Origin of the sequence: Lentzea sp. CC55, assembly GCF_021056325.1 — a bacterium.
Taxonomy (GTDB): Bacteria; Actinomycetota; Actinomycetes; order Mycobacteriales; family Pseudonocardiaceae; genus Lentzea; species Lentzea jiangxiensis.
Map to the genome: position 1 here is coordinate 497,243 of NZ_JAJCXE010000022.1, position 24,314 is coordinate 521,556.

Annotated in this window: 18 protein-coding genes and 1 tRNA gene; 12 read left to right on the plus strand and 7 right to left on the minus strand. The window is 69.1% G+C overall.

The window, feature by feature from the left end:
• Positions 1-457: 457 nt before the first annotated feature.
• On the plus strand, positions 458-2,656 hold the full coding sequence (locus L6E10_RS40860) for an AIPR family protein (protein ID WP_236220688.1): 2,199 nt from the start codon (positions 458-460) through the stop codon (positions 2,654-2,656).
• Positions 2,657-2,689: 33 nt separating this feature from the next.
• Here the strand turns inward: L6E10_RS40860 and L6E10_RS18235 are convergent, their stop codons facing one another.
• Positions 2,690-3,337, minus strand: a complete 648-nt coding sequence (locus tag L6E10_RS18235) for a DUF3159 domain-containing protein (RefSeq protein WP_236220689.1) — start codon at positions 3,335-3,337, stop codon at positions 2,690-2,692.
• Positions 3,338-3,463: 126 nt separating this feature from the next.
• Here L6E10_RS18235 and L6E10_RS18240 point away from each other — a divergent pair, with 126 nt between their 5' ends.
• The 7 genes from L6E10_RS18240 to L6E10_RS18270 all read left to right on the plus strand — a co-directional run bounded on the left by L6E10_RS18240 (position 3,464) and on the right by L6E10_RS18270 (position 12,081).
• On the plus strand, positions 3,464-4,675 hold the full coding sequence (locus tag L6E10_RS18240) for an ROK family transcriptional regulator (RefSeq protein ID WP_236220690.1): 1,212 nt from the start codon (positions 3,464-3,466) through the stop codon (positions 4,673-4,675).
• A 16-nt stretch (positions 4,676-4,691) separates the two neighbouring features.
• Complete coding sequence (locus L6E10_RS18245) at positions 4,692-6,017, plus strand: ABC transporter substrate-binding protein (protein ID WP_236220691.1); 1,326 nt, start codon at positions 4,692-4,694, stop codon at positions 6,015-6,017.
• An 11-nt stretch (positions 6,018-6,028) separates the two neighbouring features.
• Complete coding sequence (locus L6E10_RS18250; RefSeq protein ID WP_236220692.1) at positions 6,029-7,003, plus strand: carbohydrate ABC transporter permease; 975 nt, start codon at positions 6,029-6,031, stop codon at positions 7,001-7,003.
• On the plus strand, positions 7,000-7,893 hold the full coding sequence (locus tag L6E10_RS18255; protein WP_236220693.1) for a carbohydrate ABC transporter permease: 894 nt from the start codon (positions 7,000-7,002) through the stop codon (positions 7,891-7,893). Before L6E10_RS18250 ends, L6E10_RS18255 begins: the two co-directional genes overlap by 4 nt.
• A complete protein-coding gene (locus L6E10_RS18260) occupies positions 7,890-9,158 on the plus strand; it encodes a 6-phospho-beta-glucosidase (RefSeq protein ID WP_236220694.1) in 1,269 nt (422 codons plus the stop codon). The genes L6E10_RS18255 and L6E10_RS18260 overlap by 4 nt, the downstream gene beginning before the upstream one ends.
• A 5-nt stretch (positions 9,159-9,163) precedes the next feature.
• On the plus strand, positions 9,164-10,177 hold the full coding sequence (locus tag L6E10_RS18265; protein ID WP_236220695.1) for an N-acetylglucosamine kinase: 1,014 nt from the start codon (positions 9,164-9,166) through the stop codon (positions 10,175-10,177).
• A gap of 1,139 nt (positions 10,178-11,316) precedes the next feature.
• Positions 11,317-12,081, plus strand: a complete 765-nt coding sequence (locus tag L6E10_RS18270; protein WP_236220696.1) for an SGNH/GDSL hydrolase family protein — start codon at positions 11,317-11,319, stop codon at positions 12,079-12,081.
• Between the two features lie 143 nt (positions 12,082-12,224).
• Here L6E10_RS18270 and L6E10_RS18275 read toward each other — a convergent pair whose 3' ends face one another.
• Entirely contained in the window at positions 12,225-14,990 is a 2,766-nt protein-coding gene (locus L6E10_RS18275) for an AfsR/SARP family transcriptional regulator (protein ID WP_236220697.1), read from the minus strand.
• A gap of 123 nt (positions 14,991-15,113) precedes the next feature.
• Between L6E10_RS18275 and L6E10_RS18280 the strand changes: the two genes are divergently transcribed.
• Positions 15,114-16,127: an ADP-ribosylglycohydrolase family protein gene (locus L6E10_RS18280; RefSeq protein WP_308102834.1), complete on the plus strand. Its 1,014-nt coding sequence runs from the start codon at positions 15,114-15,116 to the stop codon at positions 16,125-16,127.
• A gap of 168 nt (positions 16,128-16,295) precedes the next feature.
• On the opposite strand, the gene L6E10_RS18285 is transcribed toward L6E10_RS18280, so the two are convergent.
• From L6E10_RS18285 to L6E10_RS18295, 3 genes are read right to left on the minus strand one after another with little or no spacing between them, the layout of a single operon-like run.
• On the minus strand, positions 16,296-17,036 hold the full coding sequence (locus L6E10_RS18285) for an FAD:protein FMN transferase (protein WP_236220699.1): 741 nt from the start codon (positions 17,034-17,036) through the stop codon (positions 16,296-16,298).
• Between the two features lie 2 nt (positions 17,037-17,038).
• The gene (locus L6E10_RS18290; protein ID WP_236220700.1) at positions 17,039-17,533 is read right to left on the minus strand and encodes an FMN-binding protein; all 495 of its coding nucleotides are present in this window, start codon (positions 17,531-17,533) and stop codon (positions 17,039-17,041) included.
• A 14-nt stretch (positions 17,534-17,547) separates the two neighbouring features.
• Entirely contained in the window at positions 17,548-18,906 is a 1,359-nt protein-coding gene (locus L6E10_RS18295) for a ferric reductase-like transmembrane domain-containing protein (protein ID WP_374236912.1), read from the minus strand.
• Between the two features lie 117 nt (positions 18,907-19,023).
• Here L6E10_RS18295 and L6E10_RS18300 point away from each other — a divergent pair, with 117 nt between their 5' ends.
• On the plus strand, positions 19,024-19,740 hold the full coding sequence (locus L6E10_RS18300) for a response regulator transcription factor (protein ID WP_374236914.1): 717 nt from the start codon (positions 19,024-19,026) through the stop codon (positions 19,738-19,740).
• Between the two features lie 7 nt (positions 19,741-19,747).
• The gene (locus L6E10_RS18305) at positions 19,748-21,163 is read left to right on the plus strand and encodes a cell wall metabolism sensor histidine kinase WalK (RefSeq protein ID WP_236220701.1); all 1,416 of its coding nucleotides are present in this window, start codon (positions 19,748-19,750) and stop codon (positions 21,161-21,163) included.
• Between the two features lie 30 nt (positions 21,164-21,193).
• On the opposite strand, the gene mgrA is transcribed toward L6E10_RS18305, so the two are convergent.
• A complete protein-coding gene (mgrA, locus tag L6E10_RS18310; RefSeq protein ID WP_236220702.1) occupies positions 21,194-22,222 on the minus strand; it encodes an L-glyceraldehyde 3-phosphate reductase in 1,029 nt (342 codons plus the stop codon).
• A 348-nt stretch (positions 22,223-22,570) separates the two neighbouring features.
• A tRNA-Thr gene (locus L6E10_RS18315) sits at positions 22,571-22,643 on the minus strand.
• Positions 22,644-22,856: 213 nt separating this feature from the next.
• Here L6E10_RS18315 and L6E10_RS18320 point away from each other — a divergent pair.
• Positions 22,857-24,245 (plus strand): threonine/serine exporter ThrE family protein, encoded by a 1,389-nt coding sequence (locus L6E10_RS18320; RefSeq protein WP_236220703.1) that lies wholly within the window; start codon positions 22,857-22,859, stop codon positions 24,243-24,245.
• The last annotated feature ends 69 nt before the right edge of the window (positions 24,246-24,314 follow it).

The following is a 24,314-nucleotide window of genomic DNA, read 5'->3' on the forward strand; positions in this document are numbered from 1 at the left end:
GCCCGTACGTCTGCTGCTAGTCGGCGCGTTCCTGCTCATGCCGCTCTACATGCTGACGATGGCTCGACGCGCAGTACCGGGCGACCTTCGGTGGGCAGGGGTTCGTCGCGGTGGGCTTCCTCTACCTCGCCTACCGGTTCTGCTACAAGTCCTTGCTGGACTTCATGGAGGGTTAGTACTCCATCGAGGCGTTCCCCGAGGCTTCACTCCACCACCCAAGACCGGGACTGTCCCCCGGCTCCGGCAAGAAGCGGAAGAAGCGCTGACCTATGGCCAAGGCGTTAGGTCATCGACTCCTCACCTACTTACTTCTCCGGAGAACTCGCATCGCCTGACTCCACTGGTCAAAAACTTGCCAAAGCTGCTTGAACAGCTCTAGAACGTAACAAAAACGACCTCCAGGTCGATCTGAGCACTTAAATCGATCACACTGCCATGCCAATGATGTTAACTTGCAGTGGACAACCAGCAGCGCACAGTAGCCAAAGGTGATGACGACGAGCGCCTCAGCTGCCATGGCCTGGACGCGTCGATACGGCTGGCATGGCCCGAACAGGAGGAACAGCAGGTGGCTGAGATGCCCCTTCAGGTGCGGCACGTTCGTGATGCATTGCGCCGCGACTTCGCCGATCTGATCGACCTGTCGGACCTCGAAAGCAGACCGGAGGCCGAGCAGGAGCAGGCGTTCCTGTCCAGGGCACTGACAGCGATCGCACTTCAGGACATGACGGGAGTCAGCGCGGCGGATGCGGCGAGCGGCGTGATCGACGGCATGGACGATCAGGGCATCGACGGCGTCGCAGTGGCTCCGAACTCCCAGCGGTTGTGGCTCGTGCAAACGAAATGGAGCGACAAAGGCAAGGCGAGCCTTGACCAAGCGGCAACACTCAAACTGCACCGTGGTATCAAGCTCCTGCTGGACGGCGACTACGACCAGTTCAACGCCAGGTTCCAAAAATTGGCGGGGCAGGTGAGTTCCGCCATCGACACGCCAGGCGTCCGCATAACCTTGGTGATCGCACTGATGGGGCCGCCAGTCGTCGCACAGTTGATCAAAGAAGACATCAAGCGGATGCTCGTCGAGTTCAACTCTCTCGAGGAGTTGGTCGACGTTCAAATCTTGGGGTTTCCGGACTTCTACCGGTTGATCAGAGCTGGTGTTGCCGAGGCAAAAGCCGACATGGAAGCCGTCCTCGAGAGCTGGGGAACACTCGAAGATCCGTACCGAGCTTATTACGGCACCATGCCAGTCACTCATGTCGCTGCGTGGTACGCGGATCATGGCGAGAAGCTGTTCAGCCAGAACATCAGGCGCTCGCTCGGTCTCACCGAGGTGAACAACCGCATCCGCAGCACCCTTCTGGAGAACCCGGAGCACTTCTGGTACTTCAACAACGGGATCACCGTTCTGTGCGACACCATCAAGAAGTCTGCACGTGATTCCACCACCAAGACCGGAAAGTTCCTGCTTACCGGCGCCAGTGTAGTGAACGGCGCTCAGACAGTTCAGTCGATTCACGCCGCCGTCTCACAGCAGTCTGAAGAGTCCGCAGACGGCCGCGTCTGGGTTCGGCTGATTTCGCTGGAGAAATGCCCTGAGCACTTCGACAAATCGATCACCGAGGCAACCAACACCCAGAACCGGGTAGAGGCAAGGGACTTCGTCGCACTCGATCAGACACAACGACAACTGCGTGACGACTTCATGCTGTCGCTGCAGAAGATCTACGTTATCAAGCGCGGTGAACCCGATCCTGATCCAGCAGCCGGCTGCTCGGTGGTCGAGGCAGCACGTGCGCTCGCCTGCGCGAACAGTGACCCGACGTTCGCAGCTCGCGCCAAGAACGACAGTGCCGTGCTGTGGGAAACCGGTCCGAAAGGCACCTACACGTCACTGTTCGGCCACCAACCGAACGCTTTTGCAGTATGGAGATCAGTCGAGCTGCTTCGCGTGGTGAGAGATCAGGTTCAAGTCGATTCCGACGAACGAGACGGCAGGGCAGCCAAGATCACCGAGCACGCGGACATGCTCACGGCCCACCTGGTGTTCCGGCAGCTCACGCTCGACCGCATGGACGATCCCGCGTACGACTGGGACGCAGAGTTGCGCGAAGTGCCACAGTTGACGACCACGACGCTCGACTGGATCGTCCACCACGTCAACGTCATTCACGGTTCAGGGTTTGTTCCATCCATCTTTCGAAGTGCCGAGCAGTGCTCGATCCTGGCGGAACGTGTGCTGTTCGACCTTCGCAACGGACGGACAGCTCCAGACCTTTCTGACGACCGACAGACGAGAGGACGACGTACCAATGCGGTGATCGTCCTCGTGGACTCCGGCAGGCTTGAAAACGGCACCGTCCTCCACTTCCAGGCGGGGACGACGCCTGAACAAAAAGCACTTGATCCCTGGCTGGCGGAGGATCCACGCCGCAGCAAAGCCACGTGGGTCAACAACCGCGGCGCGCCACTCCTCTGGGAAGCGGACGGGAACCGGTACTCGCCCAGCGGCCTGACGAAGCACATGATTCGCCAAGTCGGGTTGAAGACGAAAGCGGTGCAAGGAACCAGCCGGTGGTACGTACCGGGTGAAGGATCACTTGTGCAGTTGGCTGATCAAGTTCGCGACGACGACTCCCCTTCGTCTGGATTGTGACCGCAGTCCCAAAATCCACAAGCAACTGCGAACTCAAGGGGCGGGTTCCGGCACCTGCGGGTGCCGGAACCCGGGGTGCCCCGCGGGAAGCGCCTTCCGCAGCACCCACCCCGACACCAGGATGCAGACGATCTGCACCGGCCACGACAGCGCGAGACGCAGGGTGGCCAGCCAGTACACCTGCGCGTCCAGCCACAGTGGGGTGAAGACGGCGACCCGCAGCACGTACTGCCCGACCCAGGGCCAGGACGCGACGGAGTAGGCGCGCAGCAGGGCGGGATCGCGCCGCCAGCGCGTCTTCTGACCCAGCAGGGTTCCGACGACGACGCCGAGCAGCGGCCAGCGCACCGCGATCGAGCCCGCCCAGGCCAGGGCCGAGGCCACGTTGGACAGCAGCTGGACCAGGAAGAAGTCCTCGGCGCGTCCGGTGTAGAGCGCGATCAGCGCCGCCGCCACCACGGCCAGGACCGAGAACACGACGGCCCGGGGCTTCTGGCCGCGGATGAACCGCACGACCCCGATCACCACGCCGCAGACGACCGCCGCGACCGCGCCGGCGCCGATCGAGTGGCCGGAGAGCAACCAGCCCGCGACGAACGCCACCGGCGGCAGGGAGGCGTCGAGGGCGCCGCCCCGGCCTCCCAGCAGTGATGCGAGCGACTCCTGGCGCACGTCCGTCATGGTTCCAGAGTGCCTTAGGTGAACCTAAGTCAGGTAACGGACCCGTATCGGGGATTGACCGCGGTGAACCAGGTCACTACCGTCTGCGAAAATCGTCTGGAAAGTTAACAGACAGGAGCGGATCCCATGCGTGCCGGAAGCCCACGACTGCTGCGGGAGATCAACGACCGCGCAGCCATCGAGGCTCTGCTGCGCAACGGGCCGCTGACCAGGTCGGAGCTGGAGGGCCTGATCGGCCTCTCCAAGCCGGCGACCGCACAGCTGCTCACCAGGCTCGAAACCGCCGGCACCGTGGTCCGCGACGGGTTGCGCGGCGGCGGGCGCGGGCCGCGGGCGCAGCTGTGGTCGGTCACCGGGGCGCTCGCGCACGTCGCCGCCGTCGACCTCACCCCCGAGACGGTCGACATCGCGATCGCGGACATCTCCGGCGCCGTGCTCACCGAGCACAAGGCACCGATGCCCGTGAAGCACGGCGTGCTGGACGCGTTCGTGCACGCGGTGGGCAAGGCGTGCGCTCAGGCGGGCCTGAGCCCCGACCGGCTGCTGCACGTCGTGGTGGGCTGCCCGGGAGCGGTGAACCCCGCCAACGGCGAGCTCGGCTACGCACCCCACCTGCCCGGCTGGAGCGGTTTCGACGTTCCCGGCCGGCTGCGGGAACGGCTCGCGACCTCGGTGAGCGTCGAGAACGACGTCAACCTCGTCGCGCTGGAGGAGATGGTCGCCGGGCGGGCCGCGGAGGTGCGCGACTTCGTCGTCATCTGGCCCGCCGACCTCGTCGGTGCCGCCGTCGTCGTCAACGGGGTGCTGCTGCACGGCGCTTCGGGCGGCGCGGGCGAGATCGACGGGTTGATGATCCCCGACCGCGCGTTCGCCGACACCGGCACCGACCGCTCGGGCGGCACGTTCGGCGAACTGCTCAGCAGCACGTCGATCTGCGAGCTCGCCAGGGCCCACGGCCTCCCCGCGCGCAACGGCCACGGTGCCGTGCGCAAGGCGCTGGCCGCGGGACCCGCGGGCCGGGAGTTCCTGCGCGACCTCGCCCGGCGGATGGCCACCGGCGTGGCCGGCGTCGTCGCGGTGCTCGACCCGGAGCTCATCCTCCTGTCCGGCGACATCGCCCAGGCGGGCGGAACCACGCTGAACGATCTCGTTGCCGCGGAACTGCGGCAACTGGTGGTGCCGAGGACTCCCGTCCAGCTGGCACTGGTGACCGGGAAACCGGTGCGCAGCGGCGCACTGCACTCGGCCCTGGCCTTCGCACGCGAGCAGGTGTTCGGCCTGCCGGCAGCCACCACGGCTCCATTCCGCGGCCCTGTGGCCGCCGGGTCCCCACGTTGATCGAGAAGGAGTGCACATGCGCAAGCACACCCGTGCTGCCTTGCTCTGTGTCGCCGCAGCGCTGACCCTCACCGCATGTGCGGCGGGCAAGGGCGGCGGCGCGAGTTCCGACGCCGCGGCTGCTCCTGGCAAGGACGACAAGCTCACGCTCACGGTCTGGAGCAACTACTCCGACCGCGAGCTGGCAGAGGTCACCAAGGCCCTCAAGACCTTCAACAAGAAGTTCCCGAACATCGAGATCAGGCACGAGGGCTCGCAGGACGACGACAAGATCACCGCGGGCATCCGGTCGGGCAACACACCGGACGTCGCGATGTCGTTCACCACGGACAACATCGGCCAGTTCTGCTCCTCCGGGGCGTTCCAGCCGCTGAAGTCCTACATCGAGCGCGACAAGGTCGACCTGAACCAGATCTCCCCCGCGGTCCAGGAGTACACCGAGTACAAGGGCAACCGCTGCGCGATGCCCATGCTCACCGACGTGTACGCCATGTACTTCAACAAGGACAAGCTCGCCGAAGCCGGCATCACGACACCGCCGAAGACGCTCGACGAGCTGTACGACGCGGCGGTGAAGGCCACCAAGAAGGCGCCGAACGGCGACATCGAGGTCGCGGGCTACCTGCCCACGATGGGCTTCTACGCCAACCGCCCGACCATCCTCGCGCCGTCGTTCGGCGCGGAGTGGGAGAAGGACGGCAAGTCCTCGCTCGCGAGCTCGCACGGCTTCAGCGAGATGATGAAGTTCCAGAAGAAGCTCGTCGACTTCTACGGCTACGACGCCCTCGAGCGGTTCCGCGCGGGCCTCGGCCAGGAGTACTCGGCCGACCACGCGTTCCACCAGGGCAAGATCGCGATCATGATCGACGGTGAGTACCGCACCGCGTTCCTCAAGGCGCAGGCACCGCAGATCAAGTTCGGCACCGCCCCGTTCCCGACCCTGAAGCCCGCCGACTACGGCACCGCCTTCACCACCGGCACGATCATGGGCATCCCCAAGGGCGCCAAGAACCCCGGCGCCGCGTGGGAGCTGATCAAGCACCTGTCGTTCGACACCGACACGATCGTCGACCTCTCGAACGCCATCAAGAACGTGCCCAGCACCAAGGCCGCCATGGAGAGCCCGAAGCTCGAGGTGGACGAGCAGTTCAAGACGTTCATCGACCTCGCCAAGAGCGACAAGCTCAAGGGCAACCCCGTCACCCCGATCGGCGACGCGCACATCAAGGCCGTCACGGACTTCTCGGTCTCCTACCAGTCCGGCAAGGTCGCCGACCTGGAGGCAGGCCTCAAGGAGGTCGACAAGAACATCGACGACCAGATCGCCAAGAGCGGCAAGTAGGGATTCGCGCGATGACCGCCTCCGTTGGCGCTCGGCCCGCCCCCGGCAGGGGGCGGGCCCGTGCCCGGCACCGCCTCGCCGTGCTCGGGTTCATGGCCCCGGCCCTCATCGGCTTCGTCCTGTTCTTCGGCTACCCGCTGGTCGCCACGGTCGTCTTCAGCTTCACGAAGTACGACCTGATCAACCCGCCGGAGTTCAACGGGCTCGCGAACTACGAGTTCATGTTCAAAGATCCCCTGCTCACCAAGGCGATCGCGAACACGCTCTGGTTCGTGGTGGTGCTCACGATCGCGCGGACGGTGTTCGCGCTGGGCGTCGCATCGGTCATCGCGCGCCTCAAGTCGGGCGTCGGCCTGATCAGGACGCTCTGCTACCTGCCGTCCCTGGCACCGCCGGTGGCCGCGACGCTCGTGTTCTTCATGGTGCTGCGCCCCAACGGCGGTCCGGTCGACAGCGTCCTCGGCTGGTTCGGCGTCGACTCGCCGCTGTGGTTCTCGGACCCGGCGTGGGCCAAGCCCGGCATCACCGCGATCATGCTGTGGATCTCCGGCGACCTGATGATCATCATCCTCGCCGCGATCCTCGACGTGCCGCAGGAGCAGTACGAGGCCGCCGAGCTCGACGGCGCCGGCCCCGTCCGGCGCTGGTGGCACGTCACGCTGCCGACGATCTCACCGGTGCTGCTGTTCGGCGTCGTGAACTCGGTGATCCTCGCGCTGCAGCTCTTCACGCAGGCGGTCGTCGCGGGGTCGGCCGGCTCGGGAGCGGCGGACGCGACCGGATCGACCAAGTACCTCGGCTTCCCGGACAACTCCACGCTGACGTTCCCGGTCTACCTCTACACGCAGGGCTTCCGCTACTTCGACATGGGCTACGCGGCCGCGATGGCCACCGTCCTGTTCGTCATCTCGTTCGCCGTGACCATCGTGCTGGTGCAGCGGATGCGCAAGAACTCCAGCGCCGAGGAAGGGGGTCCGGGAGCATGACCGCCACGCTGGCCAAACCGCCGGTCGACGTTCCCGCGGAACCGGAGCAGCCGCGCCGCAAGCGCTCCACCGGCAGCTTCCTGAACTGGGTCGCGACCCACGCCATCGGCCTCGCGCTCGGCCTGATGTTCGCCACACCCGTCGTGTTCGTCTTCCTCACCGCGGTGATGTCGGACGACCAGGCGTTCACCTCGAACCTGTGGCCGGCGGAGTGGCACTGGGAGAACTTCGTCGAGGTCTTCGACAAGGCGCCGCTGCTGCAGTACCTGGTCAACAGCCTCACGTACTCGCTCCTCGCGACCGCGGGCATGCTGATCTCGTCGATCCCGGCGGCCTACGCGCTCGCGAAGCTCCAGTGGCGCGGCCGGAACCTCGCGTTCCTGCTCGTCATCGGCGCGATGATGCTGCCACCGCAGGTCGTGGCCGTGCCGCTGTACGACACGTGGTCGTCGCTGGGCCTGACGGGCACGCTGTGGCCGTTGATCGTGCCGTACTTCCTGTTCGACGCGTTCAGCATCTTCCTGCTGCGCCAGTTCATGCTCACCATCCCGCAGTCCTACGTGGACGCGGCGAGGGTGGACGGCTGCTCGGAGTTCCAGGCGCTGGTGCGGATCATCGTGCCGATGGCGAAGCCCGGCATCGCGGCCACCGCGCTGTTCTGCTTCCTCTTCACCTGGAACGACTACTTCGGCCCGCTGCTCTACACCGGCGAGGTGAAGGACCAGTGGACGTTGTCGCTGGCCCTGGCGACGTTCAAGGGCATGCACATCGTGCAGTGGAACTCGTCGATGGCGGTGACGTTCCTGACGATGGTCCCGGCCGTCGTCCTCTTCGTCTTCGCCCAGAAGTCGTTCGTCAAGGGAATCACGTTCACGGGGGTAAAAGGGTGAAACTCACCGTCGTCGGTGGCGGGTCCACCTACACGCCGGAGCTGATCGACGGCATCGCCGGTCGGCGCACCAGCCTGGCGGTGGACGAGATCGTCCTCGTCGACCCGGACCAGCACCGCCTCGGCATCGTCGGCCCGTTCAGCCAGCGCCTGCTGGACCACGCGGGCCACCCGGCGAGGGTCCGCACCACCTCGTCGCTCGAAGAGGGCGTCGAGGGCGCGTCGGCTGTCCTGCTGCAACTGCGGGTCGGAGGGCAGAAGGCGCGCGCTTCGGACGAGACGTTCCCGCTCACCTGCGGGTGCGTCGGCCAGGAGACCACCGGCGCGGGAGGCCTCGCCAAGGCCCTGCGGACCGTGCCGGTGGTCCTGGACATCGCGGACCGGGTGCGCCGCCTCGCCGGCCCCGACACGTGGATCGTGAACTTCACGAACCCGGTCGGCATCGTGACGCGCGCGTTGTTGCAGGAGGGCCACAAGGCGATCGGCCTGTGCAACGTGGCGATCACGTTCCAGCGCTGGACGTCCGCCCTGCTCGGCGTCGACCCGTCCACCGTGGAGCTGGAGCACGTCGGCCTGAACCACCTCACGTGGGAACGCGGGGTGTACGTGGACGGCGTCGACCGCCTGCCGGAGCTCCTGCGGGACCACGTCGAGGGTCTGGCCGAGCACATCGGCATCGACGGCGCCCTGATGCGGCGCCTGAACATGGTGCCGTCGTACTACCTGAACTACTTCTACAACCACGACGCCGTCGTGAAGAAGCAGCTGACCGAGCCGCCGCGGGCGGAGGTCGTCGCCGCCGTGGAGAAGGAGCTGCTCGACATCTACGGCGACCCGTCGGTCGTGACGAAGCCGGAGCAGCTCGGGCAGCGCGGCGGCGCGTACTACTCCGAGGCGGCCGTGCAGCTGGTGCACGCGCTGACCGGCGGCGAGGGAGCCGAGAGGCACGTCGTGAACGTGCGGAACAACGGCTCGCTGCCCTTCCTGCCCGACGACGCCGTGGTCGAGGTCTCCTCCACAGTGGACTCGAACGGCGGCACGCCGCTGCCCGTCCGTCCGGTGGAACCGTCCATCTCCGGCCTGATCTCGCACGTCACCGCGTACGAGTACCTGGCGCTGGAAGCAGCGAGGCACGGTGGCCGGGACCGGGTGGCGAACGCGCTGCTCGCCCACCCGCTGATCGGTCAGCACGCGATCGCGGACCAGCTGGCCGACGAGCTGATCGCGCAGAACCGCGACCTGCTGCCGTGGGTGAAGGGAAACTGACAACGATGACCGACCGGGTGCTCGCCATCGACGGCGGGAACAGCAAGACCGCGGTGCTCTTGGTCGACGCGGACGGCAAGGTGCTCGCGCAGGTGCGCGGCCCCGGCGCCCCGCCGCAGACCGTGGGCATGAAGCGCGGACTCGACGTGTTCGAGGCACTGGCACGTGAGGCCGCGGCTCAGGCGGGACTGTCCCCCGACGAGCCGATCGCCGCGCACACGTCCGCCTACCTCGCGGGAGCAGACCTGCCCCGTGAGGAGGAGGACCTGACGCGAGCGATCTCCGAGCGAGGCTGGTCACGGACAACGTTCGTCGGCAACGACACGTTCGCCCTGCTCCGCGCGGGCACCGCCGCCGCCGGGGGTGTGGCGGTCGTGTGCGGAGCGGGCATCAACGCGGTGGGCGTGGCCCGGGACGGCCGAACCCACCGCTTCCCCGCCCTGGGTGCCATCTCCGGCGACTGGGGAGGCGGCGGCCAACTGGGCAACGACGCCCTCTGGCACGCGGTGCGAGCGGAGGACGGCCGGGGCCGGCCCACCCTGCTGCTCCCCGCACTGCTGGAGCACTACGGCGAGACCTCGATCCTCACCGTGGTGGAGAAGATCCACTTCGAGGAGCTCGAACTGGACCCGCACGCCCTCTGCCCGCTGGTCTTCGAAGTGGCCGCACAGGGTGATTCCGTTGCGCTGCAACAGATCGACCGCCTGATCGAGGAGATCGTACTCCTCGCCACCGTCTCCCTGCGCAAGCTGGACCTGATGGACGAGCCCGTCGACGTCGTGCTGGGCGGCGGGGTCCTCACGAACACCGGTGACGTGGTGGTGGGCCCGGTCAGCCGGCGAATCGTGGAAGCCGCCCCGCTGGCCCAGGTCCGCCTGGTCGACGTGCCACCGGTGGTGGGCGCGGCACTCCTGGGCCTCGACCACATCGGAGCCTCGCCGAGCGCGGAGCTGAGGCTGCGCTCGGCCTACGACGACCACCTGCCGGCAGCCACCCTGGACGTGGCGGCCAGCGGGTAGACAGCCCCGTCTCAGGGGGAAGACCGGCGGCGGCACCTCCTGAGACGGCCCAGCCCACTGCTCGGGGCTTTCGGCGGCGGCGCCCCGAGCAGTGGTCCCACCCCTTTCCGAGGGGGCACAGGCGGCGGCGCCCCCTCGGAAAGGCCCCACCCGCGACGCCGAAGGCGAGCCGTCTTTCCAAGACCCCACCAACGCAAGCACCACCCCAACCGGCAGCCGCCCAACGCACCAGGCGTGCCATCAACCCGCGACCGGCGCCGGCCCGGCTTCGGATCAGATCGGCGGGGTCCGGGGCGGAGCCCCGAGCGTTGAACAGACACCCGCCAACGCAACTACGGAACCGGCACCGCAGAAGAAACCTCAGACACCAAAACCCCGGAAGACAAAGGCGCAACCTCAGGCGGCAAAACGGTCGTCCCCACGACGCTCTCCGCCGCCACCGCCCCGGAACTCTCCCGAGCCGCACTCCCCTCAGGAGTGACCACGGGGTGCGAGTGACGCGGCGGAGTCACGACAACCGCCCCGCTCCCCCGAGTGGGCCGCACCGCACCGGACGAGGGCACGAACTCCATCGGCGGCTGGTCCCCGCCGATCTGGGCCACCTCCGGCTCACCGGGCCCGCCGTCGCTCCCGCCACCCGGCGCGGCACCGGGAAACCCGCCGATCACCAGCCCGGCGACCACCCCGGCTGTGACGAGCGCGACACCAACACAAAGAGACGGAAGCGGCAAACCAGATCGCACCCGGCAGAAGGTAGCGACCAAGTGGGACGAATCTCCCGGAACGCTGTCCAGCTTCCCTCGATCGAGTGGTAAAAGAATCGTCACCCACTGCGACAAAACCTACGATGCCGTAACCGACGGTGGCGTAACCAGGGGTTCGTTGTGCATGCTAACCAGTCGCCCGCGGTTGGGAGCCCGCGGACGACGGCCGCAACACCACCGCAGCGGTTCGGCAGCGGAGCCGAAACCGCGGCGGAGCAGGATCCGCGGAACCGCCACAGCGGACGGATCGCGCGGCCGGCGACACCCCGCCCGGGCCGGGCAGGCCCGGCGGACGAACGCAGGACTCCGCCGGGGCAGGGCAGGGCCCGGCGGACAGCGAAGGGGGATGTAGTGCTGCTGCGATGGAACAGTCTCGTGTCCCTGGGGGACAGCTTCACCGAGGGCATGGACGACCCGGGACCCGGCGACACCTACGTCGGCTGGGCCGACCGCCTGGCCGGGATGATCGCCGCGAACGCACCCGAGTTCCGGTACGCGAACCTCGCGGTCAGGGGCAAGATGCTTCAGGAGATCATCGACGAGCAGGTGCCGCTCGCGATCTCCCTCAAGCCCGACCTCGTCACGTTCTGCGGGGGCGGCAACGACATCATGCTGCCGAACAGCGATCCCGACGCGGTCGCCGAGGTCTACGAGGTGGCCGTGGCCGACCTGCGGGCCGCGGGGTCGGACGTCCTCATCTTCACCGGCTTCGACACGCGGTCCACCCCGCTGCTCAGGAGCCTGCGCGGCAAGATCGCCATCTACAACTCGCACCTGTGGTCGATCGCCGAGCGCTACCACTGCCGGATGGTCGACCTGTGGTCCATGCACGTGCTGCACGACCGCCGGGCCTGGGGTGAGGACAGGTTGCACCTCTCACCGGAAGGTCACCGGCGGGTCGCGCTCAAGGCCGCGGAGGTGCTCGGGTTGATCGACAGCCCCTCCTGGAACGAGCCGTGGCCCGCTCTCCAGCAGGCGGACTGGGTGACCCAGCGCAAGGCCGACCTGAAGTGGGCGCGCGAGTACGTCGTGCCGTGGATCGGCCGCACGCTCCGGGGCGAGTCGATGGGGGACGGGCTGGCGCCGAAACGGCCGGAACTGCTGCCGTTGGCGCGGTGCACCGAGGAGAACTACGGCTAGGAGCGGAAAGCCCGACCGGCACTCTCCCCCGAATGCCGGTCGGGCCCTTTCCGGTGCGGGCGCCTCACCCCCTCGGCAATCCCCCACTCGGCGGCCCGCACGTCCAACATCCCATGTTTTGGGACCAGATGACTAAACGCCCGCTAAACCTCGGACGACAGCGAGTCCAAAAGGGTCCGCACCTCGACCGCGCGGGCTGAGTTGATCTGCGAGTACAGGCGCAGCGCCTCGGTCAATTCCGCTGCCGCAGCAACCCATTCCGCCCGCCGGAGCAACACGCCGCCGAGGACGTGGCGGCCGAAGCCCTCCAGGTGCAGCACCTCGGCGACGGCGGCCTGGTCGACGACCTGGCGGGCCAGCAGCTCGGCCTGGTCGAGGTCTCCCGCGTCGAGGTGCAGCTCGGCGAGGTTCGCGAGGCCGCGGATCAACGCCACCTGGTCACCCGAGCGCCGGTACACCTCGACGGCGTGGGCCTGGTGCCGCAGGGCGATGTCCACGTGGCCGCGGGCCTGCTCGACCTGCGCCACGTTGTTGAGGCCGTGGGCCTCGCCGACGGTGTCGCCGGACTGCTGAGCGAGCTGCACCGACTCCCAGAAGTGCAGCAGCGCCTCGTCGTGCAACTGCAGGCGGAACAGGACGTCGGCGAGCTGGGCGAGCGTCAGCACCAGGTACTGGCGCTCGCCCAGCTCGGTCGCGAGCCGGTGCGCACGGCGCGCGTCCGGCAGCAGGACGGGTCGTCCCAGCCGGGCGTTCGTCGTGTAGGTCGTGTCCAGCATCAGGACCTGGCCGAGGCGGCTCCCCGTCACCTCGGCCGCGGCCAGGCCGAACCCGACCAGCGCCACCCACTCGCCGGTGAGCGCGCGCACGGTCGCGTAGTGGTGCAGCAGCCGGACGAGCTGCCACACCTGGTCGTGCAGGCCCCGTTCGGCGGCCGCGTGCACGACCGCGACGATGTTGGGCCACTCCCGGTCGAACCAGTCGACCGGGTCTTCGAACGCCGGCAGGGACGTGGACCCGTTGTCCCGCAACGCGAAGTCGAGCCCGTCGCGTGCCGGCCTGATGGCGCGGCGCACGTGGTCGCACACGACCAGGTAGTAGTTCACCAGGCGCCGCAGCGAGTCCAGGTCCGCACTGCCGACCCCGCGCACGTACAGCCGGACCAGCTCGTGCATCGTGAACCCGTCCGGCCACGGTTCGACGAGCAGGTTCACCTCGACGAGCTGCGCCAGCCGGTCACGGGCCGACTCGACGCGGGTGCTGGTCAGCGCCGCCACGGCGTGCGACGACATCCACCGGCCGGGCGCGAGGCCGACGGACTGGAAGACCTCACCCAGTTCGGCCGGCAGGTCGCGGGTCGAGAGGTCGAGCGCGCGCGACACCCCCACCCCGGCCTCGGGCAGGTCGAGGCCGCGCAGGCGCTGACCGTCGTCGGCCAGCTCCCCCACCAGCTCCTCGACAGTCCACTCCGGACTGATCACGAGCTTCGCCGCCGCCACCCGCAACGCGAGCGGCAGCCCGCCGCACAGCTCCGCGAGCTTCTTCGCCGCCACCGGGTCCTCCGACGACAGGGGCTTGCCCAGCACGTCGTCGACCAGCTCGCGGGAGGCGTCGTCGTCCAGCGGACCGAGCTTGCGCACGCGGGCGCTGTGGGTGACGACGAGCCGTTCGAGCTGGGACCGCGACGTCACCAGCACGACCGAGCCCGACCCCGGCGGCAGCAGCGGCTGCACCTGGTCGAAGGCCGTCGCGTCGTCCAGCACCACCAGCACGCGGCGGCGGTGGAGCAACGAGCGGTACAGGCCGACGCGGTCCTGCACCGCGACCGGCACGCCGTCCGCCGGCACGCCCAGCGCCACGAGGAACCTGGTCAGCACCTCACCGGGCTCGGTGTCGCCGAGCGACGCGAACAGCACGCCGTGCGGGAACATCTCGGAGTTCTCGTGCCCCCACGTGATCGCGAGGGCGCTCTTGCCGACGCCGGGCGCGCCGGTCAGCACGACCACGGTCGTCGCGAGCAGGTTCCTGGCCGCGCAGACGGTGTCGAGCCACGCCTTGTCGTCGTCCCGGCCGAACAGCCTCGACGCGGACGCGGGCAGCAGCGCGGGCGCCACGATCCCCGCCCGCGGTGCGACGGGACGCGACTCGACGGGGCCGACCACGCTCAGCACCGGGTCGTCGCGCAGCACCTGCTCGTGCAGCGACCGCAGCTGCGGTCCGGGGTCGATGCCCAGCTCGTCCACGGCACGGCGCTGGAACCGCTGGTAGGCCTCCAGGGCGTCGGCGCGCTGCCCGGACCGGTAGAGCGCGCGCATGCTGTGCGCGACCAGGCGTTCCCGGAACGGGTACTCGGTGCACAGCCCGCGCAGCTCGCCCACCAGCTCCAGGTGGCGGCCCAGCTCCAGCTCGGCGTCGATGCGTTCCTCCAACGCCGACAGCCGCAGCTCCTCGAGGCCCGAGGTCATCGGGTCGCCCGGTACGTCCACGAGCACCGGGCCGCGCCACAGACCCAACGCCTCGCGCAGCAAGCCCGCCCTGATGGCGGCGGGCTTGCCGCGGGCAGACGCCACGAGCTGCCGGGCGCGGTGCAGGTCGAGACGCCACGGGTCCACGGTCAGCTGGTACCCCGTCGGCGTGGTGCGGATGGTCGCGGAGGCCGACGGGTCGGCCTCCTCCAGCACCTTGCGCAGCCGCGAGACGTAACCGTGCACGATGGTCCGCGCCGTGGCCGGAGGCGAGTCCGTCCACAGCGCGTCGACGATCCGGTCGATCGAGACGGGTCGGTTCGCCTCGACGACCAGCATGGCCAGCAGCCCGCGCATGCCGCGGCGGCCCAGCTGGACGAGCCGTCCGTCGGCGAGCACCTGGAGTGGACCGAGCACGCCGAACTCGAGTCCGGTTTTGCTCCGCATGCCCCTCCCTCTCCCGTGCTGACCTCGTCACTCCAACAGGTGGGCAGGGGGCCGTGCCAGATACAAGTGCGGCCCGAGTTCGCGGGACGCTACTGTTCACGGGTGCCGCGAGATCGGAACTCCGTGGTTGACCGCGGCGCCGGGTGTCTCCTCGGCGGCGCTCTCGGTGATGCGCTCGGTGCTCCTGTGCAGTACCTCGGCTGGGCCGACATCCAGCGCGAACACGGCCCCGAGGGCGTCCTGGGACCTCCGAAGCCCGCGTTGTTCACCGACGACACCCAGCTGACCCTCTTCACCGCCGACGGCTACCTGCGCGCGTACGTGCGCGGCAAGCGCACCGGCGAGTGGCAGCCGATCGAGACGGTCTGGCACAGCTACCGGCGGTGGCTGGTCACCCAGCAGCAACCGGCTCCCGAGCAGGGTGCCGTGGGCCTGCTCGCCGACGAACGGCTGTACGAGAGCCGCTCGCCGGGCCTGACGTGCCTGCGCGCGCTGGCCGCCGAGACACCGTCCACTCCGGAGAACCCGCACAACGAGTCGTCCGGCTGCAACGGCGTCACGCGCACCGCTCCGGCGGGCTTCGCGCCGTCGGCGGCGATCGCGTACGACCTGGGCTGCCGGTTCGCCGCGCTGACGCACGGCGGCACGGGAGGCTGGGTGTCCGGTGGCGCGCTGGCGCTGCTGGTGCACCTGCTCGCCGTGAAGGGCAGGCCGGTGCGCGAGGCCGTCGACCAGGTCATCGGCCGGGTGCTGCGTGACGACACCTACACCGCGACCGTCCTCACGCGAGCCGTGGTGCTGGCCGAGGAGCACGACGGCCAGTCGCCGGTGCGCGTCGACCGGCTCGGCAGCGGCTGGACGGGTCCGGAGGCGCTGGCGATAGCGGTCTACACCGTGCTGACGCACCCGAAGCCGGCGCAGTTCGTCGACGCGATGCGCGCGGCGGCCAACCACTCCGGCGGCAGCGACGCCACGGCGGCGTTGACGGGGAACGTCCTCGGCGCGCTGCACGGCACGGACGCGTTGCCCCGCGACTGGCTGATGGGCCTCGAGATGGTGGACGTGCTCGACGCGATGGGACGCGACCTCGGCATGTCCGCGGTCAACCTCGACTTCAACGAGGACCGCTACGCCTGACACAGAGAAAGCCTGCTGGGTTGCGCTCCCGAATTCGCAACACAGCAGGCTTTCTCGCACGAGCAGTTGGTCGACAGCAGGCCGGGACTTGCCCCGAGCGCGAGCTCCGATCCAGCTCTTGATCAACGAAAACGTGCCCCGGAGTCAAGGCTCCGTTGGGCGAGCATGTTAACAGATGTGTACGGGAAGTCCAGGACTCGAGTACACGCGACGATCTTCGTCGACGATGAAGACCTCGCACTCCTCCTGTGCCGCAGCCCATTCGATCCCCTCCCTGCCCAGCGCGAACGCCGCTGTGGCAGTGGTGTCCGCGATCGCGAGGTCGTCGGAGAAGACCGTGACGGAGATCAACCCCGTTACGGGCTGCCCGGTGCGGCCGTCGAGGATGTGCTGACCGCGTTCGTACAACGCCGACGTGGCAACGGCTCCGTCGCGCACGCCGAGCACGACGCTCAGCCGGTCGGCGAGGTCGGGATGCCGAACGCCCACGCGCCAAGGCTTTCCGGGTTCCGGCTCACCGGCCGTCACGACGTCGCCGCCCGCGTTGAGGCAGAACGACGTGGCGCCGCCCTCGCGCAGCACGTCCGCCGCGCGTTGCACGGCCCAGCCCTTCACGACCGCGCACGGGTCCAGCCCGCGTCCCGGCACCCGCGCCGTGAACGCGCCGCCGGTCGACTGCTCGTAGAAGTCGCACAGCGACAGCACCTCGACCAGGTCCGGGGTGAGCTCCTCCCCGGTGAGCTCGCCCCGGTCCAACCTGGACACCTCGCTGTCGGGCTTGAACGGCGAGAACCGGGCGTCCGCCTCGCGCAGCCAGGCGAACGCCCGCTCGGCCAGTGCGGCGTCCCCGTCACGCAGGTCCACCGAGACCGGCAGGCCCATGACGTGGTCGACGCGCCGCACGGACATCCCTACCTCGCCCCGTCGATGGCGGCCTGCAGCGACTGCTTGTAGCCCTCGGAGGTCGCGGTCGCGCCGGACACCGTGTCGATGTCCGCGCTCTGCGCCCTCAGGGCCGACTCGCGCAGCAGCGGCAGCGCCGTCCTGGTCGGGTTGCTGTTGGGCGCCCGCAACGCCTTCACGTCGACGATCTTGGTGCCCTGGAACGTCACCTGCACCTGCACGGTGCCCTCGGACGTGTTCACCGCGGGCCCGGAGACGCTGCGGTTCTGGGGCTGCTGCTGGGTGGTCTGCTGCTGGCGGGGTTGCGTCGTCTTCGGCGCGGCACCGGTGGGCTTCGGCGCGGCCTGGGTGGTCCGGGGTGCCGTCTGCTGCTGGGTCTGCTGCTGCGTCTCCGGCGCGGCGACCTCGCTGATCTCGCCCTCGTGGCCGGAAGCCGGCGAGTAGAGCCAGACCGGGACGAGACCGGCCACGCTCAGCGCCAGAACGGGAATTGCCCTCTTCACGTCGTCAAACCCTCTCAGTCGGCCAGCGCGAAGCGCTCGGCGTGGATCTGGTTGCCGGGCACTCCCAGCTCGTCGAGGCTGGTGATCACCGCGTCGGTCATGCCGCCGGGGCCGCAGATGAACACGTCGCGGTCCTGCACGTCCGGCACGAGCGCGGCGATGTTCTCCGGGCCGAGCAGCGGGCCGTTCGGGGTGATCGTCTTCGACGAGCCGGTGACCAGGCGCAGCACGGCGCCCTTGGCCCTCACGAGGCCCTCGATCTCGCGCAGCAGCACGGCCTCGCGGGGGTCGCCGACCCGGTACAGCACCACGACGTGTCCCTCGATCTCCTCCAGCAGCGCGCGGATCGGCGTGACGCCGACACCGCCCGCGACGAGGAGCGCGTTGGGCTTGATCTGGTGCATGGTCGTGAAGGCGCCGTACGGGCCTTCGGCGAACACGCGGGTGCCCACCCGGACGTTGCGGATGTCCGCGCTGCCGGTGCCGAGCGCCTTCGCGGTGAGCCGCAGGTACTTGCCGTTGGGCGCCGCGGACAGCGAGAACGGGTTGGCCTGCCACCAGCGGTCCTTGGTCAGGAACCGCCAGAGGAAGAACTGGCCGGCCTGGGCGCCGAGCCGGTCGAGGTCCCTGCCCTCGATGTAGACCGAGACGACGTTGTGCGCCTCGGGCACGACGGCGGCCACGTGGAACCGGTGGCGCCAGTTGCGCCACAGCGGGAGCACGACGCGTCCGATGAGGACGGAGCCGAGCGCGAACGCCCAGAGGCCCCACCAGTAGCCCGTGGCGAGCGCGGACTTGCGGAACGTGCTGCCGACCGCGACCTGGTGCGAGAACGCGAGGAAGATCGCGATGTAGGTGTAGAGGTGGATGAAGTGCCAGGTCTCGTAGGCCATCTTGCGCCGCGCGAAGCGGGCCGAGACGACGCCGACGACCATGATGACCGCCCACGCCACCAGCGCGCGGAGGATGCCTTCGAGCTCGGTCGCCTGCCGGACGACCTCGGCGATCGGCCCCTCGGGGCCCGCGTTGCCGAACGCGATGAGGACCAGGTGCCCGACGAGCATCCAGAAGATCGTGAAGCCGACCCAGCGGTGCCACGAGGTGAGCTTGTCCATGCCCAGGCGCCGGTCGAGCCACGGCAGCCGCGCCACCAGCAGCAGCTGGAACGCCATCGCGAGCGCGCCGTAGAGACCCGCGAGCCGGCCGAAGTTGACCAGCTTGTTCGAGCCGACGCCCGCCGCGGTGAACAGGTACGTCACGAACGCCGCGTTGGCCAGGAGGAACACGTAGAGGCCGGCTTTGGCCAGCACCTCGTGCGGCGTCGCCCGGCCGGCCTGGGCCGGTCGCGCGGGGTGCTGCAGGGTGGTCGTCACGGCGGGCTCCTCGGTCGGGCGATCTCCGGCGGTCGTGGTCGATCCTCTGCGCCGCGGCTGTGGCTCCCCTTTGCCCGCGCTGTCGACTTCCTGTCGATCGAGCGGGGGAGCCACCGGGTGACGCACCATGAGCACGTGGACAAGGGCAACTCGGTTCGATTGCTCGTCGTGGACGACGAGCCGCACATCGCTGACCTCGTCGCGACCGTCGCCCGCTACGAGGGCTGGCAGGCCGCGACCGCGCTCAACGGCGAAGAGGCGTTGAGGGAGGCGGCCGAGTTCCAGCCGGACATCGTGGTGCTCGACCTCATGCTGCCCGACCTGGACGGGTTCACCGTTCTCGATCGGCTCCGGTCGGCCGGCGCGATGGTGCCCGTGGTCTTCCTGACCGCCCGTGACGGCACCGCGGACCGGGTGGCGGGTCTCACCCGAGGCGGCGACGACTACCTCGTGAAGCCTTTCTCGGTCGAGGAGCTCATGGCCCGGCTGAGGGCCGTGCTGCGCCGCTCGACCGGTCCGTCGTGGAAGCGGTCGGTGCTGAAGGTCTCCGACCTGGTGATGGACGAGGACACCCGCGAGGTCCGCCGCGGCGGCAAGCTCGCGACGCTGACGCCGACCGAGTACGAGCTGCTGCGGTACCTCATGCGGCGCTCCCCGGCCGTGCTCACGAAGGCGCAGATCCTCGACCACGTGTGGGAGTACGACTTCGGCGGCCGGTCCAACGTGGTCGAACTGGTCATCTCCCACCTGCGCCGCAAGCTCGACGACGGCCGCGAGCCGTTGATCCACACCGTGCGCGGTGTGGGGTACGTGCTCCGCCGAGCAGCGGAGTGAGCCCGCGATGAAGCTCGCCTGGAAGCCGCTGCGCGACTGGCGGCTCGGCACCCGGCTCGCGCTGGCGCTGGGCGCGCTCGCGCTGACGGTGTTCGTGATCGTCGGCTGGGTGATGGTCGCGTCGATGCAGTCGTTCCTCGACCGCCGCCTCGACGACCAGATGGTGATCAGCCAGCAGGGCGCGGCCAAGGAGGTCGAGTACTACGGCAAGGTCACCAAGATCCCGCCGGACTGGTTCGCCGTCGTCTACAAGATCGAGAACGGGGGCGTCACGCCCCTGCCCGGCGGCCAGCAGCCGCAGGACCGCGAGGAGTTCGACGCCCTCGCGAAGAAGGCGCTGACGGCCGACGGGTTCCAGACCGAGTACCTGCGCGGCGAGGGCAGGTTCCGGCTGCGCGCCTGCCAGATCGTCCAGGACGAGTTCATCGTGGTCAGCGCGGCCCCGATGACCGACCGCGACGGCACGATCTCCCAGCTCGTCACGGTCAGCGTGATCGCGTTCCTGGCCGCCCTCGTCGCGCTGGTCGTGGGCGGGCAGGCGTTGATCCGCAAGGGCATGCGGCCCCTGTCGGACATGGCGGACACCGCGCACGACATCTCCTCGCACGACCTGACCGACTCCAGCGACCTCAATGCGCGCGTGGACGGACGCGGCGGCGGCGTGGAGGTCGAGGAGCTGCGCGAGGCGTTCAACAAGATGCTCGCGCACATCGACTCCTCGTTGTCCGCGCGCACGGCGGCGGAACAACGGTTGCGGCGGTTCATCGCCGACGCCTCGCACGAGCTGCGCACGCCGCTGACCTCGTTGCGCGGCTACGCCGACCTCTTCAAGTACGCGGCGGCCAACGAACCCGGCGAACGCGAGAAGCACCTGGAGAAGCTGCGGTCAGAGGCGTCGCGCATGAGCGTGCTGCTCGACGACCTGCTGCTGCTGGCGCGCTTGGACTCCGCGGAGTCGGAACCGCCGCTGCGCCCGGAGGAGGTGGACCTGTCCGTGGTCGCCGAGGCGGCCGCCGACGCGTTCCGCGCGGCCCGGCAGACCCACGAGCTGTCGCTGGACGCCGACACGGTGACCATGACCGCCGACCCGACGCGCCTGCGGCAGGTGCTCGACAACCTGCTGACCAACGCGGCTGTGCACACCCCCGCCGGCACCGCGGTGTCGGTGCAGGTGACGGCCGAGAACGGCTGGGCGGTGATCCGCGTGGCCGACACCGGTCCCGGCATCCCGGAGGCCGACCAGGCGCGGATCTTCGACCGGTTCTACCGCGTGGACGACTCGCGGACCCGCCAGCGCGGCGGCAGCGGCCTGGGCCTCGCCGTCGTCCAGTCGCTGGTCGAGGCGCACGGCGGCACGATCGCGCTGACCAGCAGGCCGGGGTCGACGGTCTTCACGATCCGCCTCCCCCGGCACGCGAGCTAGTGGTGTGGCTCGGAACGACGCGCCACTGGCTCATTCCGCCCGTGAGGACGTGGCCCACAGGTCGATGCCCGACTCGACGGCGTGCTTGTCGATCTCGGCGAGCTCGTCGTCGGTCAGCGGCGGCGCCTGCAGGGCCGCGAGGTTCTGCTCCAGCTGCCCGACCGACGACGCGCCGATCAACGCCGACGTGACGCGCGGGTCGCGGATCGTCCAGGTGAGCGCGAGCTGCGCCAGCGACTGCCCGCGCGACTTCGCGACCTCGTCGAGCGCCCGGATGCGGCCGAGGTTCTGCTCGCTCAGCAGGTCCGTCGACAGCGACTTGCCCTGCGTGGCGCGCGACCCCTCGGGGATGCCGTTCAGGTAGCGGTCGGTCAGCATGCCCTGCGCGAGCGGCGAGAACGCGATGCAGCCCGCGCCGACCTCCTCCAGCGTGTCCAGCAGCTCCGGCTCGATCCAGCGGTTGAGCATCGAGTACGACGGCTGGTGGATCAGCAGCGGCACCCCGGCGCTCTTGAGCAGCTGGGCCGCCTCGCGGGTCTTGGCCGGCGAGTACGACGAGATGCCGACGTAGAGCGCCTTGCCCTGCTGCACGGCGCTGACCAGGGCGCCCATCGTCTCTTCCAGCGGCGTCTCCGGGTCGAACCGGTGCGAGTAGAAGATGTCGACGTAGTCGAGCCCCATCCGCGTGAGCGACTGGTCGAGCGAGCTCAGGAGGTACTTGCGGCTGCCCCACTCCCCGTACGGCCCCGGCCACATGTCGTAGCCCGCCTTCGTGGAGATCACCAGCTCGTCGCGGTAGGGCCGGAGGTCGTCCTCCAGGATCTGCCCGAACGTGATCTCGGCCGAGCCGTAGGGCGGACCGTAGTTGTTCGCGAGGTCGAAGTGCGTGACACCGAGGTCGAACGCCCTCCGCGCGATGCCCCGGCCCGACTCGTACGGCCGGTCACCGCCGAAGTTGTGCCACAGGCCGAGCGAGATGGCGGGCAGCTTGAGGCCGCTGCGTCCCGTCCGCCGGTACGTCATCTGGTCGTAGCGCGCGCTATCCGCGAGGTAGGACATAGGTCCCACAATGTCATGTCCTAACCAGACAGAGCAGGACGAGAACCACCTCGGCGCGATGCCGTGACACCGGTTCCCGGGTGTCACGGACGCCTGTTCACCTGTGAACAGGATCAGTCTTGCGGCGGATCCGGCGACCACACCGGTGAGATCCGGTCGCACACCGAGGTGCGAACTGGCGAACGGCGCAGCGGGGCGGTGGGCGACCGGAGCAGGCCGGGTCGTGCCGATCCCCCGCGGGCCCTTCGCCGCACCGGACGGCACACGGCTCATTCGCAGGAACTGGCGCGTGCGGTGGTGGAAGTGGAACAGGGGCCCGCCCACCTGGGCGAACCCCGTCTTCCCGAGAGCCGGCGAGGGGAATCGAACCCCTAACCTTTCGCTTACAAGGCGAGTGCTCTGCCAATTGAGCTACGCCGGCCGGCACGCGTTCGCGAACATCGTAAGCGCCCGTTGCGGGTGCTACCTGCGGCGAACGGTCTGCTCTCAGTGTGATCGGATTGCTCCGACCGGAGTCGGACCAACCAACTGAGTGGCCCAAAGCGTCCTGACGACCGCCTTGACCAGGTCAGGAGGGTAACCAACGGACAGTGATCATGTCCTCCTTTTCGGGTCGCCCGATCGGAGGTGGCCGATGACACAGCAACAGCCGAAGTCCCGTCACGATCACACGACGGAGGTGCGCAAGATTTCCGCGAACAGCCTGCACGGCCCCGCTTTGCCCGATGACACCACGGTTCACCTGGTACTCGATCTCGCCTTGAAGATCGGTGAGGTCCAAATGGCCAGTGGAGCCGGTGCGGCCGACGTGACAGCCACGATTCTCTCCGTCACCGAGAGCTATGGGTTGCCGCACACGGAAGTCGACGTGATCTACACCTCCATCAGCGTGTCGTGCCACCGCGGCACGGAGGCGTTGCCGATCACCTCGATCCGCGTCGTCCGGCAGCGCGGTCTCGACTACACCCGGCTGGCGGACGTGGAGCAGCTCGTGCGCAACCCGGGGCCGATCGAGGAGGCGCACGCGCGGCTCGAGGCCATCGTCAACGCCAAGCACCCGTACCCGCGCTGGGTGGCGACCGCCGCGTGGGGCGGGATGGCCGCCTCCGTGGCGTTCCTCGTGGGCGGCGGGCTGGTGCTCGCGCTCACCGCCGCGGCCATCACCGCGGTGGTCGACCGGGTCGGCCGGTTGCTGAACCGCCGTGCGCTGCCGTTCTTCTTCCAGCAACTGGTCGGCGGTGCGCTCGGCACGGGTGCCGCGCTCGCCGTCTACGCGACCGGGTTGCTGCCGGTGCGGCCGAGCCTGCTCGTCGCCGTCGGGATCGTCGTGCTGCTGTCCGGGCTCGCGCTGGTCAGCACCGTGCAGGACGCGATCTCCGGCTACAACGTCACCGCCGCGGGCCGCACGGTCGAGACGGTGCTGCTCAGCGCCGGCCTGATCGCGGGCGTCGCGCTGGCGATCCGCGCCGCCGTCCGGTTCGGGCTCGACATCAAGCTCAGCGACCCGCTGCCCGCCCTGATCTCCGCGGTGCCGATGCAGTTCGCGGCCGGCGCGGCGACGAGTGCGTTCTTCGCGCTCGCCTGCTACGCCCGGCCTCGCGCGCTCGTCGCCGCCGCCCTCTCCGGCGGCATCGGCACCGCCGCCTACGGCCTCGTGACGAGCGCCGGGCTGGACGCGCTGCTCGCGTCGGCCGTGGCCGCCGCGATCACCGGGTTCGGCGGCGCGACGCTGACCCGCCGGTTGCGCATCCCGACGCTGGTCGTCGTGCAGGCGGGCGTGGTGCCGCTGCTGCCCGGCTGGACGACGTACCGAGGCCTGTTCCAGCTCACCGCGGAAGGTGACCCGGCCGGTCTGAGCACCCTCGTCTTCGCCAGCGGCATCGCCCTCGCCCTCGCCGGGGGTGTCGTGTTCGGCGAGTACCTGGCGCAGCCCGTGCGCACCGGGCTGGGCCGGCTCGAGCGCAAGTTCGCCGGGCCGCGCCTGTCCGGGCCCCTCAAGCCCACGAAGCGTCGGTTGGAGTGAACCTCCTTGTGACGGCCGTTACACGACACGCGACACGTTCGCATCAGCACTAACGTGGGCATTTGTGAG